Annotated in this window: 15 protein-coding genes and 1 pseudogene; 8 read left to right on the forward strand and 8 right to left on the reverse strand. The window is 70.3% G+C overall.

From position 1 onward, the window contains the following. Window position 1 precedes the first annotated feature (1 nt). Together OG870_RS03345 and OG870_RS03350 are read left to right on the forward strand one after the other, a co-directional pair. Window positions 2-1,015 (forward strand): glutathione S-transferase family protein, encoded by a 1,014-nt coding sequence (locus tag OG870_RS03345; protein WP_266593651.1) that lies wholly within the window; start codon window positions 2-4, stop codon window positions 1,013-1,015. 36 nt (window positions 1,016-1,051) lie between these two features. Beyond that, a complete protein-coding gene (locus OG870_RS03350) occupies window positions 1,052-1,360 on the forward strand; it encodes a DUF4235 domain-containing protein (protein ID WP_266524388.1) in 309 nt (102 codons plus the stop codon). 76 nt (window positions 1,361-1,436) lie between these two features. Here OG870_RS03350 and OG870_RS03355 read toward each other — a convergent pair whose 3' ends face one another. Both OG870_RS03355 and OG870_RS03360 read right to left on the reverse strand, forming a co-directional pair. Next, entirely contained in the window at window positions 1,437-1,829 is a 393-nt protein-coding gene (locus OG870_RS03355; RefSeq protein WP_266524386.1) for a VOC family protein, read from the reverse strand. Between the two features lie 129 nt (window positions 1,830-1,958). After that, window positions 1,959-2,678, reverse strand: a complete 720-nt coding sequence (locus OG870_RS03360; RefSeq protein WP_266524384.1) for a TetR/AcrR family transcriptional regulator — start codon at window positions 2,676-2,678, stop codon at window positions 1,959-1,961. Between the two features lie 132 nt (window positions 2,679-2,810). On the opposite strand from OG870_RS03360, the gene OG870_RS03365 reads away from it, so the two are divergent. From OG870_RS03365 to OG870_RS48030, 4 genes and pseudogenes are all read left to right on the forward strand, one after another. Then, on the forward strand, window positions 2,811-4,313 hold the full coding sequence (locus OG870_RS03365; protein WP_266524382.1) for an APC family permease: 1,503 nt from the start codon (window positions 2,811-2,813) through the stop codon (window positions 4,311-4,313). Window positions 4,314-4,332: 19 nt separating this feature from the next. After that, window positions 4,333-5,967, forward strand: a complete 1,635-nt coding sequence (locus OG870_RS03370) for an amidohydrolase (RefSeq protein ID WP_327690593.1) — start codon at window positions 4,333-4,335, stop codon at window positions 5,965-5,967. A 444-nt stretch (window positions 5,968-6,411) separates the two neighbouring features. Then, the gene (locus tag OG870_RS03375) at window positions 6,412-7,854 is read left to right on the forward strand and encodes a hypothetical protein (protein WP_327690594.1); all 1,443 of its coding nucleotides are present in this window, start codon (window positions 6,412-6,414) and stop codon (window positions 7,852-7,854) included. A 56-nt stretch (window positions 7,855-7,910) separates the two neighbouring features. Continuing rightward, window positions 7,911-8,116, forward strand: a pseudogene (locus OG870_RS48030) (IS982 family transposase); the annotation flags it as partial. 165 nt (window positions 8,117-8,281) lie between these two features. On the opposite strand, the gene OG870_RS03380 reads toward OG870_RS48030, so the two are convergent. Genes OG870_RS03380 through OG870_RS03400 form a run of 5 tightly spaced genes read right to left on the reverse strand, consistent with a single transcriptional unit; the run spans window position 8,282 to window position 12,653 of the window. Beyond that, window positions 8,282-9,529 carry a cytochrome P450 gene (locus OG870_RS03380; protein ID WP_266524376.1) on the reverse strand — a complete coding sequence of 416 codons (1,248 nt, stop codon included), beginning with the start codon at window positions 9,527-9,529 and terminating at the stop codon, window positions 8,282-8,284. After that, on the reverse strand, window positions 9,526-10,131 hold the full coding sequence (locus OG870_RS03385) for a GTP-binding protein (RefSeq protein WP_266524374.1): 606 nt from the start codon (window positions 10,129-10,131) through the stop codon (window positions 9,526-9,528). The genes OG870_RS03380 and OG870_RS03385 overlap by 4 nt, the downstream gene beginning before the upstream one ends. After that, window positions 10,112-10,483, reverse strand: coding sequence for a DUF742 domain-containing protein (locus tag OG870_RS03390; protein ID WP_266524371.1), 372 nt, complete (start codon window positions 10,481-10,483; stop codon window positions 10,112-10,114). Before OG870_RS03390 ends, OG870_RS03385 begins: the two co-directional genes overlap by 20 nt. After that, a complete protein-coding gene (locus tag OG870_RS03395) occupies window positions 10,480-10,899 on the reverse strand; it encodes a roadblock/LC7 domain-containing protein (protein WP_266524368.1) in 420 nt (139 codons plus the stop codon). The genes OG870_RS03390 and OG870_RS03395 overlap by 4 nt, the downstream gene beginning before the upstream one ends. 5 nt (window positions 10,900-10,904) lie before the next feature. After that, window positions 10,905-12,653, reverse strand: coding sequence for a sensor histidine kinase (locus tag OG870_RS03400; protein ID WP_266593641.1), 1,749 nt, complete (start codon window positions 12,651-12,653; stop codon window positions 10,905-10,907). Window positions 12,654-12,968: 315 nt separating this feature from the next. On the opposite strand from OG870_RS03400, the gene OG870_RS03405 reads away from it, so the two are divergent. Then, entirely contained in the window at window positions 12,969-13,331 is a 363-nt protein-coding gene (locus tag OG870_RS03405; protein ID WP_266593831.1) for a DUF1304 domain-containing protein, read from the forward strand. Next, window positions 13,328-13,891: a TetR/AcrR family transcriptional regulator gene (locus OG870_RS03410; RefSeq protein ID WP_266593639.1), complete on the forward strand. Its 564-nt coding sequence runs from the start codon at window positions 13,328-13,330 to the stop codon at window positions 13,889-13,891. The genes OG870_RS03405 and OG870_RS03410 overlap by 4 nt, the downstream gene beginning before the upstream one ends. A gap of 4 nt (window positions 13,892-13,895) precedes the next feature. Here the strand turns inward: OG870_RS03410 and OG870_RS03415 are convergent, their stop codons facing one another. After that, window positions 13,896-14,747, reverse strand: coding sequence for a hypothetical protein (locus OG870_RS03415; RefSeq protein ID WP_266524360.1), 852 nt, complete (start codon window positions 14,745-14,747; stop codon window positions 13,896-13,898). Window positions 14,748-14,754 lie beyond the last annotated feature (7 nt).

Below are 14,754 nucleotides of genomic sequence, written 5' to 3' on the forward strand. Positions count from 1 at the left end.
CATGAGCGGCGGGGGCAACAGCGCGTACGGGAGGAAGTCGTTCAGGCGGTCCAAGAGCCACTTCACGGACCGGATCACGGCGGACGGCCGGGACGGGTGGCCGGTGGAGGCGGGCCGATACCGGCTGGTGGTCAGCCGTGCCTGTCCGTGGGCGAGCCGGGCGCTGGTCTCCCGCCGTCTGCTCGGACTGGAGAACGCCCTGTCCCTCGCCGTCGCCGACCCGGTCCAGGACGACCGCAGCTGGCGCTTCACCCTGGATCCGCAGGGCCGTGACCCGGTCCTGGGCATCCGTTTCCTCGGCGAGGCCTACGAGCGGCGGGAGAGCGGCTACCCGGGAGGCGTGAGCGTGCCCGCGATCGTCGACATCCCCAGCGGGAAGCTGGTCACCAACGACTACCAGCAGCTCACCCTCGACCTCGCCACCGAGTGGACCGACCTGCACCGCGACGGGGCACCCGACCTGTACCCGTACGCCCTGCGGGACGAGATCGACACGGTGATGTCGGACGTCTACGAGGACGTCAACAACGGTGTGTACCGGGCGGGTTTCGCCACGGACCAGGAGGAGTACGAGGCCGCGTACACCGGAGTGTTCCGCCGTCTGGAGCTGCTCACGCAGCGGCTTGCGCGGCAGCGCTATCTCGTCGGCGACACCATCACCGAGGCCGACATCCGGCTGTTCACCACCCTGGTCCGCTTCGACGCGGTCTACCACGGACACTTCAAGTGCAACCGTTGGAAGCTGGCCGAGAACCCGGTCCTGTGGGCGTATGTTCGTGACCTCTACCAGACGCCCGGCTTCGGTGACACCGTCGACTTCGACCACATCAAGCGGCACTACTACCAGGTCCACACCGGCATCAACCCGACCCGGATCGTGCCTCTTGGGCCGGATCCGTCCGGGTGGCTGACGCCTCATCACCGCGAGGAGCTCGGCGGCCGGCCGTTCGGCGACGGGACGCCACCGGGGCCCGCGCCCGCGGACGAGCAGGTCGCGCCGCGGGGCCGGCCCTGACCGACACACCGGCCCCGGCCGACTAAGGAGACAGACGTGGCGAAGACCAAGAAGAAGAAGCTGAAGCTGCCTCTCGCCTACAAGCCCCTGGGTTTCGCTCTGGGCTGGGTCAGCGGCTCGCTGGCCGGGCTCGCGTTCCGCAAGACGTGGATGGCGCTGCGGCACGAGGAGGACGCGCCCGACGCCCTGGACCAGGAGCGTGGCTGGGGGGAGATCCTGCTCGCCGCCGCGGTCCAGGGTGCCCTGTTCGCCGTGGTGCGCAGTGCGGTGGACCGCACGGGCGCGAAGGCCATCGAACGTTCCACCGGCGTCTGGCCGGTCGCCGACAAGGGCGGCCGGGACTGACGCCGGCCGGGGGCCCCGGCGGGGTGGCCTGTGAGTCGACCTGTGAAGCCGCCGGTGGAGTGGCCTGTGGGGCGGCTCAGCCCTGCTTGGGTGCCGTCGGCGTGACGCGGAGCAGAGTGAAGGAGTGGCCGGCCGGGTCGGCGTACCCGCGTTGCTCGAAGGGCCCGGAGGCGTCCTTCGTCTCCAGCGGGCGCCCGCCCAGCTCCACGACCTTGCGCTCCGCCTCGTCCAGGTCCGCCACGACGAAGTCCAGGTGGGCCTGGAGGGAGTTCTCGGGGCGCGGCCAGCTCGGCGGTACCGCGTTCACGTCGCGGCGGAAGGCGAGCCGGAAGCCGTCGACGCCCCTGATCTCCACGCGGTTGGCGGTCGCATCCGTCTCCTCGGCCTCCAGCAGCTCCTTGTAGAACACGGCGAGTTTCTCGGGCTCGGCGCAGTCGAGCACCACGTAACCCGCTTCCACCAATGGCATGTCTCCTCCGAACGGTGCGGAGCGCGGGGCGTGGTGCCCCGCCGCTCCTGTACCTCACGGATATCCCGGTCCGGCCATTTCAGTCGGCGACCAGCCAATTCCCTTACCGGCGCGACGAGTTGGCGGGCGTCAGGTCTCCCTTCCCGCCCGGATCTCCGCCAGCCGCGCCGCCGCCGCGCTCAGGAACAGGTCCAGTGCGACCGGGTAGGAGCTGTGGCGCATCTCGGCCACCAGATGGCGGGCGGTGGCGGCGATGTGGGGGTGTGTGTCGGCGGGGAGCCGCGCGTAGGTGGCCCGCCACACGGCCGTCTCCGCCTCCCGGGCGGCCTTCGGCAGGGCGGAGCTGGCCGAGTCGAGGGCGCCGAAGGCGAGGGACTGGTCGACGAAGGCGTGATAGATGCGCACCGCCTCACCGTCGGGGAACCCGGCGTCGCGCAGCACGCCGAGGATGGTCTCCACGGCGTGGATCTCGTACACCCGTCCAGTCACCCGGTAGGAGCTGAGGACGGATGCCCGCGGATGGGCGAGGGAGCCCGCGTGCATGCGCAGACCGAGGTCCCTGAGGTCGGCGCGCCAGTCGCCGGTGGGGCGCCAGGTACGCAGGGTGCTGCCGATGAGTTCGTCGGTGACGGCGAGCATCAGGTCGTCGGTGTGCCGGAAATAGCGGTACAGCGAGCTCGGGTCGGCACCGAGGGCGTGGCCGAGGCGCCGGACGGACAGGGCCTCCGCGCCGTGTTCCTCGATCAGGCGCAGGGCGGTGGCGACGATCAGCTCCTCGGACAGGACGACGCCCTGCTTGGTGGGGCGTCTGCGGCGCCGGGCATCGGGCGGGACGACACGCTCGCTCATGGACTGCCTCCCTGGGGACGGTGCCGGTGCCCGCACCTTATGACAACACCGTTGACGTGTTAAGCCCCCGGGCAGTTTCATGTGCGGTCACCGGGGCCGACCAGGCCCCACGGTGCGAGCGGAGACCCGGCCATGTCCGACACCCCCTTCGGTGCAGATCCACCAGCGCGGCCCGCGCTGCGCAAGTCCCTCGGCGTCCTGGACGGCGTCGCCATCGCAGCGTCCAGCACGGCGGCGACCACCAGCATCGGTATAGGCCTGGGCGTCACGGCCGGTGTGGTGGGCCTGCATCTCCCGGCGATCATGCTGCTGGCGTTCCTTCCGGTCCTCGGCATCGCGGGCGCCTTCTCCCGGCTGAACCGGGTGGAGCCGAACGCGGGCAACGGCTATGTGTGGGTGGGTCGTTCGCTCAGTCCGTGGCTCGGTTTCATGGTCGGCTGGGTGACCATCGTGGCGACGCTGGCGTTCCTCGCGTACACGACGGCGGTCACCGGGTCGGCAATGATCCAGCTCGCCGGGGAGGCGGGGCTGCACCGGGTGGCCGGACTCGCCCTGGACCCGGGCTCGACGGTGCAGACGACCGCCGTCGGCATCGTCGTCCTGATCGCGGTCACCATCACCGCCGTCACGGGCGTGCGGACCGCGGCGCGGCTGCAGTCCGGGCTGCTGATCTTCGAGTACGTCGTCCTGCTCGGGTTCTGCGGATACGGCATCATCCACGGCCCGCACGCCTTCAGCCTGAGCTGGTTCGACCCGTTCGCGATCCCGTCGGCGAAGGCGCTCGCGCAGGGGATGCTGCTCTCGGTGTTCTGCTACTGGGGCTTCGAGACCGCGTTCAGTGTCAACGAGGAGGTGCGCGAGCCGCGCGACGCCTCCCGCGCCGGCCTCATCACCCTGGTCACCATGCTGATGCTCTTCCTGCTCGGCTCGGTGGCCTTCCAACGGGTCCTGACCGAGCCGGAGCTGGCCGGGCACGGCGCCCAGGGCCTGGCGTACTTCGGGGACCGGCTGGCCTCCCAGCCGGTGGCGGCGCTCCCTCTCGTGGCCCTGATGTTCTCGGCGGTCGCCTCGCTGCAGGCCGGCGTGATTCCCACGGCCCGGGCGATGTTCGCGATGAGCCGGGACCGCACCCTCGGGCCCGTGTGGTCCAAGGTGAGCCCGCGCTACGGGACGCCGGCCGCCGGCACGCTGCTGATCGGCGCCCTGGCGACCGTGATCGCGGCACTCGCCCTGGTCATTCCGCGACTCTCGGACATGATCATGGCGACGGTGAGCGCTGTCGGCATCGTGGTCGCCCTGTCGTACGCCCTCACCGCGCTCGCGGCGGCCGTCCGCTTCCGCTCGCTGCTGCGCGAGGACTGGCGGGAGGGCATACGGGCCGTCGTGCTGCCGACGCTGAGCGCGGCGGCGCTGCTCGGCCTCGGCGGCTATCTCGGCTGGTCCTTCTACACCTCCACCGACCATCTCGAACTCCGCGCGGACAACGGCTGGTTCCTGCTCCTCGCTCCCGTGGTCATGATCGCGTCGGGCTTCGTGGCCGCCGCGTGGGCCAAGTGGGTGCGCAGGTCGACGTACTTCCGCACGGGCGACGGCACGGACGCCGACGCGCCGCAGCTGCTCGCCACATCCAGCTGACCCCCACCAGGAACGGACCATGCACACAGATCTGATCTTCACCGGCGGCCCGGTCCTCACTCCCGCGGGCCGCACCGCCACCGCCGTGGCCGTCACCGGCGACCGCATCACCGCCGTCGGGCACGACGAGGTCCTGGATCTCGCCGGACCGCGAACCGAGGTGGTGGACCTGGCGGGGCGGTTGCTGCTGCCGGGCTTCCAGGACGCGCACGTCCACCCGGTACCGGCCGGTCTGGAACTCTCCCAGTGCGATCTGACCGGGACCAGGACGGCAGAGAAGACGGTCGCCGCCATCCGCGCCTATGCCAAGGCGCACCCGGACCAGGAGTGGATCACCGGGGGCGGTTGGTCCATGGAGGCCTTCGAGGGCGGTACGCCGACGAAGGAGCTCCTGGACGCGGTCGTGCCGGACCGGCCCGTCTACCTGCCCAACCGTGACCACCACGGCGCCTGGGTCAACAGCCGTGCGCTGCGCCTTGCGGGCATCGACCGGAACACGCCGGATCCGGCCGACGGGCGGATCGACCGGGACGCGGCGGGAGATCCGAGCGGCACGCTGCAGGAGGGCGCGATGCAGCTCGTCGGGCGTCTGACGCCGCCGGTCACCCCGGCGGACCGGCTGGCGGCCCTGCTGTACGCGCAGCGTCATCTGCACGCGCTCGGCATCACGGCCTGGCAGGACGCTCTCGTCGGGGACTTCCTCGGCATGGACGACCCGTCGCAGGCGTATCTGACCGCCGCGCGCGACGGCTCGCTGACCGCTCGTGTGGTCGGCGCCCTGTGGTGGGACCGTGAGCGCGGGGCCGAGCAGATCCCCGAACTCGTCGAGAGGCGGGCGGCGTCGAGCCATGGCCGGTTCCGCGCCGGCAGCGTCAAGCTGATGCTGGACGGGGTCCCCGAGACCGGGACGGCGGCGCTCCTCGACCCGTATCTGGACAAGTGCGGCTGCGCCACCGCCAACCGCGGCACGAGCTTCATCGACGCGGGGCAACTCCCCAAGTACGTCACCGAGTTGGATTCTCTCGGCTTTCAGTGCCACTTCCACGCGCTGGGCGACCGGGCCGTACGCGACGCCCTGGACGCCATCGAGGCCGCGCGTGAGGCGAACGGGCCGAGCGACACCCGGCCGCATCTGGCGCACCTCCAGGTCGTGCACCCCGACGACGTGGCGCGCTTCGCCCGGCTCGACGCCACGGCCAACATCCAGCCGCTGTGGGCCGCGCACGAACCGCAGATGGACCAGTTGACCATTCCGTTCCTGGGGTCCGAACGGGCCGGGTGGCAGTACCCGTTCAGGGCGCTTCTGCGCTCGGGGGCCCGGCTCGCGGCGGGCAGCGACTGGCCGGTCAGCAGCCCCGATCCGCTGCAGGGGATCCATGTCGCGGTCAACCGTCTGACACCCGACGGCGACGACGCCCCGGTGTTCCTGCCGGGCGAGCGCATCAGCCTCGCCGAGGCCCTGACCGCGTACACCGCGGGCTCGGCGCATGTGAACCACCTCGACGACACCGGGCGGGTGGAGGCCGGGGCGTTGGCCGATCTGGTGGTCCTGGACCGCGACCCGTTCGACGGGCCGCCCGAGGCCATCGCGGAGACACGGGTGGCGCTGACCTATGTAGGAGGGGAGGGAGTGTACGCAGCTCAAGAGGCGTAGGCAGTAACGGATGTCACGGTGAGGTCACGCGTAGATCATTTAGGCTCTGGGCAGTCTCCTACCGCTTCTCGGTTCAACTTTCGGCCGTAGAAGCTGAGTTCGAGTCACGGGCGGTCGACATGACCGCCCGTTCGCAGGGCGGGGGGCTCTGCATCACCGTCTCCCGGAAGGAAGCGCATGCCTCAGGACGTCAAAATCGACCTCCCGTTCCCGGCCCAGCCAAACGCCCCGCTCCAGCCCGCAGAGGCGGGGAACGCTCTGGCCCGCCTCCTGGTAAAACGCATCGATGGGAGCACGGAGCAGTACCGAAGGTCCCAGAACGCCGCTCAGCAGCGGCTGGACGCACTCGGATCCCGCCACTCCAGCACCACGCTGCAGGTGGAGGGAGCCCTCCATCTGGCGCAGCCCACGTTCCTTCCCCCCGACGAGGAGGGCTACGCCAGGTTGAGGCACCTCGACGCCAGCCTGCGCACGATCGAAGCAGCCTTCCCCCAGGTCAGCATCGATATTGAGGTCTGCCGACTGACCTGCACGATGCTGGAAGGGGCTTGGCGGAGCCGGGCACTCACCCCGCCCCGCGAGGCGGAGCAAACGACCGTCTGCTCCTGCCCGCTGTGCCGTCGGCTGCCCACGCCCCCCGCACGCACGCTGGGTGACTACAGTTGGCGGCAGAGCGCCGGTCGTCCCCTCGCCATCAAGACCTGGCCGTACCGCCGGGAACTCGACAGCGTCCTGACCGGTGGATGGTCCTGGACCCGGCAGATGAACGACCTTGAACGAGACCTTGGCCACCGCCACCGCTTCGAAGACGACATCCTCGTCTTCCACGAATACAAACGCGTGATCGAGACCATCGATACAACGCGCCTCACCCAACTCGTCGAAGGCCGCTTGGCCGAGAATTTCAGCACCAACAGCGCACGGGCCCTGATCAGCGGACTCTTCGCAGCCCACAAGCGATCCGTCGACGAATACTGGCTCCAACAGCACCACGCGGGCCGCGTCACGCTCCCCCAGACCAACCCACTCAGCCAGAGCACCTACTCAATCCTGCAGATGCTGGACTGCCTGTTCTGGCACGTCTCACCCGACACCGAACTCTGGCAGGAAGAACACCTCGCCTCCCTGCTGCTGTGCCGCGTCATCGACGACATGACCGACGTACGAGCCGACGCCCTCACCGGCGAGATAAGCAACTTCTGGCTCGCCGACATGCCCACCCACGCCAAGGCCTTCTACGCCGCCTGCGCCATAGCCCTCGTCAAGTACGGCTGCACGCCCGAGGCGCACACCCCGATGTGGAACACCTGGCTGATGGCCACCACCATCACCTGGATGGGGCTCACGGGCCGCCACGCCCTATGGTTCGACGGCATCACCCAGGGCCTCCCTCCGGCCGAGGATTGCCCGCTTTGCGATCTGCAGCCCAACGCATGCAGCGGCATCCTCACCCACGGCGCCACCCTCACCATCGCCCCGCGGCCCACCGCACCGGCACTGAGCACCCGGACCGCCGAGCTGTCCGCACGCTGCCGCGCCCAATACCCCAAGACATGGGCCCTCTTTGACGCCGAACTCCATGCCTTCGAAGCACTGCACGGCCCCTGGAACGGCAACATCGACAGCACATGGGAGATCCTGCGCCGCACCTACATCGCCGCCGTGGAGGCATCCAGCGCCGCACCGTCCCTGGCCCGCGCTCGTGATGTCCAACAAGACGCCGGCGTAGTCGGATCTGAAATGTTTCACACCCTGCACGACCCTCAGACCGGGAGGGAAGACACCACACTGCTCGCCTACATGTTCGCCGGCGCCCACCCGCATTTCCTCTGGAACGCCACGGGATACCGTCCCACGGGCGTCGAAGGCGACTGGCTCGACGGCTGATGCCTCAATCCGTTCCAGAAACCCGGTAGCTGGCGGGGGGGACGTCGCGCCACGTCGGCCACGAGTTCGAGCACGACCTCGCCGGCCCTGAGCTGGCATTTCTGCGGCCGGCCCGCAAAGGGGAACCGAACGGGCCGGATCGCACCTGTTCAGACCGTTCCGACGGACCATCGGATCGACCAACCAGACCTTCAAGGGCCGGCCCAACCTGAAACGACGCGGCGGCAGGAGCCCTGCCGGAGTCACCGTCCGCGTCCTGACCACCGGACCGGCCGCTACGCCGCCGCCAAGGAGGACCCGGTGCCCGCGGCCGAACTCCCCGGACGCGGCTCGGTGGACGACCTGCTGAGCGTGCGAGCGACCGCCCGCACCCCCGCACGGCGCTGCCCGGCCGGAAACCGGCCGGGCAGCGGTCCCCTGGCGTGGCCTAGACGGTGAACTCGACCGGCAGACTGTCCAGCCGAAACTCCCACGTGGAGGCGGTCGAGCCGAGTTCCTCCGGCGGTACGGCCAGGCGCAGGCCCGTCAGCCGGTGCAGCAGGACGTCCACGCCGACCTCGATGATGGACTGGCCGATGCTCTGCCCGGGGCACTCGTGGGGACCGGAGCTGAAGGCCAGGTGCGACTGGTTGCCCTGGACCGCGACGCCCTCGTCCCGGATCTCCGGGTCGACATTGCCCGCGGCGAGGCCGAGGAGGAGCAGGTCGCCCTCCTCGATGTCGTGCCCGCCGAGTTCCAGCTCGCTGGCGGCGAACCGCCCCGGCAGGACAGCCAGCGGCGGGGTGTTCCACATGACCTCCTCCACCACGGCGGACACGTTCAGCTGACCGCTGATCAGCCCGGACAACCGCGCCGTGTCGGTCAGGAGCAGCTGCAGCACCCGGGCCAGCAGGTTACTGGTCGTGGTGTGGGCGGCGATCAGCACCAGGCGCAGATGGCTGACGACCTCGTCCTCGTCCAGCGCCGCCGGGTGCTCCAGCAGGGCGGTGGTGAAGTCCGAGCCCGGTTCGGACCGCTTGCGCTGGGCGAGTTCGCCCAGGATCTGCATGATGCGGTCGTTGTGTACGAGGGCGTCCGCGCCGCCCTTGAAGACCTGGGCGCACGACTCGACCAGGCGTAGCCCGTCCGCCTTGGGAAGGCCCAGGATCCGGGTGAGCACGAGCATCGGCAGGTGCTCGGCGTAGTCGGCCACCAGGTCGGCGTGCCCGGCGTCGGCGAACTCGTCGATCTGCTGGTTCGCGAAGTACGTGGCGTGCCGCCGGATGCCGCGGCTCGAGGCGGCCAGCAGTCCGTCGGTGACCGCGCCACGAAGCCTGCGGTGCGGCTCTCCGTCCTGGGAGACACAGTCGGGCCGCCAGCCCAGCATCGGCACCAGTGGCGAGGTCTCCGCTATGCGGCCCTCTCGCCAGTCCCGCCAGATGCGGGCGTCCCGGCTGAACTGACGAGGGCTGTCCAGCACCCGCCGGTTGTCGCGGTAGCCGAGCACCAGCCAGGCGGGAACGTCACCCTCCAGCAGCACCGGCGCGACAGAGCCGTGCTCCTTGCGCAGCCGTTCGTAGATGGCCTGCGGGTCGGTGGCCGCGTCCGGGCCGTACAGGCGCGTGACTTCTGCCCCGCCGTGCGCGACAGGGCACCCGCGGGGCGCGTCGGGGCCGTTTAAAGTCTGGTCGTTCATCGGGGCTCCAGTGCGACGGGGGAGCGATCCTTCAAGTGACGTATCAGCGCGACGAGCACGTCACGGCTGGAGGCCCGGTCGCGGGCGTCGCAGGCCACGACCGGGATGTGCTCGGGGATGTCCAGGGCGTCCCGGATCTCCTCGACCGGGTAGTCCTTGGAATCGGGGAAGACGTTCAGCGCGACGACGAAGGGGACGTTCTGCCGCTCCATCTCCTCTATCGCGCGGAAGCTGGAAGCCAGACGCCGGGTGTCGACCAGGACGACCGCGCCGAGCGCGCCCTTGAACAGGCCGTTCCACAGGAACCAGAACCGCTCCTGCCCGGGCGTGCCGAACAGGTACAGCATCAGGCTGTCATTGAGGCTGATCTTGCCGAAGTCCAGGCTGACGGTGGTCTGGGTCTTCTCGGCGACGCCGATGAGGTGGTCGACGTCGGCACTGGCCTGGGTGAGCGTCTCCTCGGTGGTCAACGGCTTGATGTCGCTGACCGAGCGGACCATGGTGGTCTTCCCGGTGCCGAAACCGCCGGCGATCATCACCTTCACCGAGCGGGTGCCACCGTCCGCCGGGCGGCCGGGGTGGTCAAAGCCGTTCAAGTCCACTGAGTACCTCCTCAAGGAGCGCGAGGTCGGGCCCGCGGCCGGCGCCGTGTGCCGGGATGGGGTCACGGGCTTCGACGCGACCTGCCTCCAGCAGATCCGCCAGCAGCACCGCGAGAATGTTGAAGGGCAGTCCGAGGTGGGCGCCGAGTTCGGCCACCGACAGCGGATCGCGGCAGCGCCGGAGGATGTCCTCGTGCTCGTGCTGCATACCCGGTACGGGGGCGGTCCGGGAGACGATGAGGGTCGCCACGTCGAGACTCGACGCCGAACCGCCCGGTCCGCTGCGTCCCCCCGTGAGGACGTAATAACGCTCAAGACCGGACGGCTCCGTGGGCCGGCGGGGAGCACTCATCCAGAGTGCTCCTCCACTCGCGGAGTGGTGCCGAGGAGCTCACCCATCCTGCGGGCCATATCCCTCATCTGGTGTCCGAGCAGGCCCTGGTCGAGGCCCTCCCGGGCGAGGACACCGAGATACGTCTCCACACCCGCCCGTACGACGAAGAGGTGGCCGCCGTCGACCTCGATCATCGCCAGCCGCAGCTGGCCCAGCGGTCCGCCGTGCCGGGAGAACTGCTCGGCGACCGGCTGGGCCAGGGCCTGCAGTCCGGCCACCACAGCGGCGAACCGGTCCACGTCGTCGGGGTCTTCGGCCCCAAAGGAGGTGATGGCCTTGCCGTCACTTGAGGCGACGAGGGCGAAACGGATCTCCGGGATGGACTCCACCAGATCGCGCAGCGCCCAGCTCACGTCGGTTCCCTGTTGCGTCATGTGGACTAGTCGCTCTCTTCAGTGCGGTGCTCGGTGGACTGGCTGCCGGCGGGCGCCGTGTCCTCCGTGGTGTACTCCTCGCCTGTCTCGCGGCCGGCGGTGGCGAAGGCCGCCAGGCCGGTGAACGAGGCGTCCGGCGGGACGGCGGGGACAGCGGTCTCCTCCGTCCGCTCGGTGCGCTCGACCGGCTGGCGCCGTGCCGCGTCCTCCCCCTCGTGCCGCTTGCTGCGGCGCCGGGGCAGTCCGCCGGGCGTGGTGTCCACCGTCACGGCTGCCTCGGCCACCGGCTGGGCGGGGGCCGGCTGGGCGGGTGCCGACGTGCGCACGGGGGCGGCCGCGGCGGGTTGAGCCGCTGGGGCCGCCGCAGTGGTGGAGGCGCCCGCGGGCAGCGGGCTGAAGTACTTGTGCGGGACCACGACCACCACCGAAGTACCGAGCCAGGGCGAGTCCGCGAAGGTGACGCGGATGCCATAGCGGCGGGCGAGGGCACCCACGACACGCAGACCGATGTTGGCATCCTCGGAGATACCGCCGATGCCGGGTCCGGCCGCGGTGCCGGTGAGAGCCTCCTGGGCCTCGCGCTTCTTCTCCTCGCTCAGACCCTTGCCGGAGTCCTGGATCTCGATGCCGACACCGTTGGGCACCTCCTTGCCGGAGACGAGCACGGGCTCGCTGGGCGGCGAGTAGCGGGCCGCGTTGTCCAGCAGCTGCGCGAAGATCAGCGTGAGGTGGTCCACCAGGCCGCCGTCCACGCCGAGTTCGGGCAGATGGCGGACCTCGATACGGTGGAAGTCCTTGATCCGGCCGATGCCGCCGCGCACCACGCTGAGCAGGCGCTGCGGCTCCTGCCACTGCCGGCCCGGCCGGTCCGAGCCACCGAGCACACCGATGCTCGCGGCGAGCGAGTCGGCGGGGCCTAGCTCCTGGTCGAGTTCCATCAGGCCGCGGGCCACGGAGGGCAGCCGCCCGTGCTCGCCCTGCATCTCGTGCAGCCGGCCACGGAGCTTGCCGGTCAGCACGTGGATACGGTTGCCGATGCTGATGACGGCCTGCTCGGCGGAGGTCGAGCGGTTGAACTCCTCCTCGACGCCGATCAGGGCCGTGCGCAGCGCCTTGCGAAGTTCGGCCTGCAGGTCGGCGCTGACCTTGGCGCACTGGTTGGCCGCGGGCAGCAGGTCGTCGATGGCGTCACCGGCGCGAAGCTGCCGCAGCGCTTCGGGCAGCTGCTCGTTGGCGAGCCGGGCGACCGCGTCGTGCTGGTGGGCGAGCTGCTCCCGCCAGACCTCGCCCTGATCGGCGAGCTGGGCCTCGTACGACGTGGCCTGCTCGGCGAGGCGTGCCTCGAAGGCCCGTGCCTGTTCGGCGAGTTGGGCGTCGTACGACGAGGTCTGCTGGGCCAGCTGCGCCTCGTAGGCGCCGGACTGGTCGGTGAGCTGTGCCTCCAGCGCGCCGCGGTCGGCGCTGAACTTCCGCTCCAGGCCCGCGACATGCTGCTGCCACTGCTGCGAGTGCTCGGCCTGCGTGGTGCGGAAGGCACCCTCGGTGCGGTTCAGCTGCGTGCGGGTGCGAATCAGCAGCCGTACGCACACGGCGCTGGCCGCGGTGGCGGCGACACCCGCGGCACCGGCGGCTATTCGCTCGGAGCTCATGAACGTTGCGGCAACCGTCCCGCCTCCTAAGGCCAGCGGCATCAACCACCAGCTGTACCAGGCGACAGGGGCCCGCGCCGCCGGCGGCGGAGTGGCGAGTTCCATCTGCATCCTTACGAGCAACACGATCGAACAGGGGGAGTGTGCAAGGGGGAGCTGCACTGATGCATGCATACGCACCACGAAAAGACCGTCAACGAACAAGTCAACTCGCAGCGCCGATCGGGAGCTTATCGGGTTTGAACCCGAAAGGATCAATCTCGAACGCCTGCGGAAGTGAGGGTTCCATCACTCTCAGACAGCAGCTCACACATCGATAAATACCTTTGCCTACCTGAGGGGCGTCGTCGCGGCCGCGATTGACTTCCTGGACAGGTGTCCATCTATAGTGGACACCTGTCCAAGAAATGGAGTCCGATGATGGAGACGGTTGCGAACGTGCTGGTCGGTCTGGTGGCCGCCCTGCACGCCTACATCCTGGTGATGGAGATGTTCCTGTGGCAGAAGAAGCCCGGGCGTGCGCTGCACGGGTTCGACCGGGAGATGGCGCGGGCGACCGCACCGATGGCCGCCAACCAGGGGCTCTACAACGGCTTTCTCGCGGCCGGTCTGGTCTGGGGTCTGATCGCGGCGGACCCGACCGGGTTCCGGGCGCAGGTGTTCTTCCTGAGCTGCGTCGTGGTCGCTGGTGTCTACGGCACCGTGACGGCCAACCGCCGCATCCTGTTCGCTCAGGCGCTGCCCGGCGCACTCGCCCTGGCCGCCGTCCTGATCGCGCGGTGAGCCGCCCCGCACCCGAGGACCCGCGGGCCGCACGCACCCGGGCGCGGCTGCGGGAGGCACTGCTCGCGGAGTGCGCCGAGCGGCCCCTCGTGGAGGTCGGCGTGGCCGCCCTGGTGCGCCGGGCCGGGGTCGGCCGGGCCACGTTCTACGTCCACTACGCCGACCTGGAGGCGCTGGCGGTCGACGCGTGCGCGGACGTCGTACGGGAGGCCGTGGAGGCACTGCACTCCTGGCAGGGACGGCCGGACCCGGTGCACGCGCCGCCCGCGCTCGCCGAGTTCTTCGGCTCGCTCGCCCCGCACGCCGGCCTGTACCGCGCGCTGCTGACCCCGGGCGGCGGCGGGCCCCTCGGCCGGGTGCTGCACCGGGACCTGCGCGCCTACAGCCTGCGCGAACGCGAACGGGCGGGCGCGGCGGACGCACCCCTGGTCGCGTCGGCCGTGGCCGCGACCTTCGCCGGTGTCCTGGCCGACTGGCTGCACGGGCTCCTGGACGCCGACGCCGCCCAGATCGCCGACGAGGTGTGGCAGCTGCTGGTGGCGCTGCACGCCAGCCGGTGACGGGTCACGCGCAGCCCCCCTCCTTCACCAGCGGCCAGGCCTCCACGCCGTCGGACGTACGGACGTAGGCCTTCGCCGGATCGTCCGTCAGCCACAACTGCCGGTCGCGGAAGCGGTATCCGGTGTCATGGGCGTCGGCCGGCATACGGACGTCTCCGTTGTACGGGGAGGTGAGCATGCCGTCGGGGAGTACCCGGTCGGGATCGCGGGCGTACAGCTTGCCCCGCTTCCCCTCCCCCAGTTCCAGGAAGTGCGCCTTCTCCCAGTCGCAGTGTTCTGGTCCGGCCGAGCTGTTCACCTTGGTGATCGGCAGCCGGTTGCCCTGCCGGTCCTGCCAGATCTCGTACCACTGCTTGTCCGTGTAGCTCTCCGGGAGTTCGGACGGATCGCAGGACGCGCTGGTCTCCGGGCCCCAACCGGGCCGGTTCTTCCGGTCCTTGGCCACGACCACGGCGACCTTGGTCCTGCCGCCCACGTCGAAGGAGTACAGGACACGGTCCGGCTCGCTGCGCTCCGCGCGGTAGCCGTGACGGGGAACGTCGGGCTGCTCGATGTCGAAGTAGGCCCTGAGGCCCTCCTCCGGCGTCGCCCCTCCGTCGCCCTCGCTCCACGGCTCGCTGCCGCCGCCCGAGTAGATCTCCCCGTCGCACTCCAGCGCCCGGCCCGCGGCGCCCGACTCGATCCTCGTGGCGCGGGCGCTGTCCTCGTCGAGGTTCTTCGTCGGCACGTGCAGCGGCCCGCTGTAGGGCACGGCCGGAGCCGTCCCGTCGACGACGAGAACCCCGGCCTCACCGTTGCCGCAGGCCACCGCCGCCGAGGCCACCAGCACCGTTGCCACCACGAGCCTTCCGCGCATTCCCCCA

Source organism: Streptomyces sp. NBC_00461 (assembly GCF_036013935.1).
Taxonomy (GTDB): Bacteria; Actinomycetota; Actinomycetes; order Streptomycetales; family Streptomycetaceae; genus Streptomyces.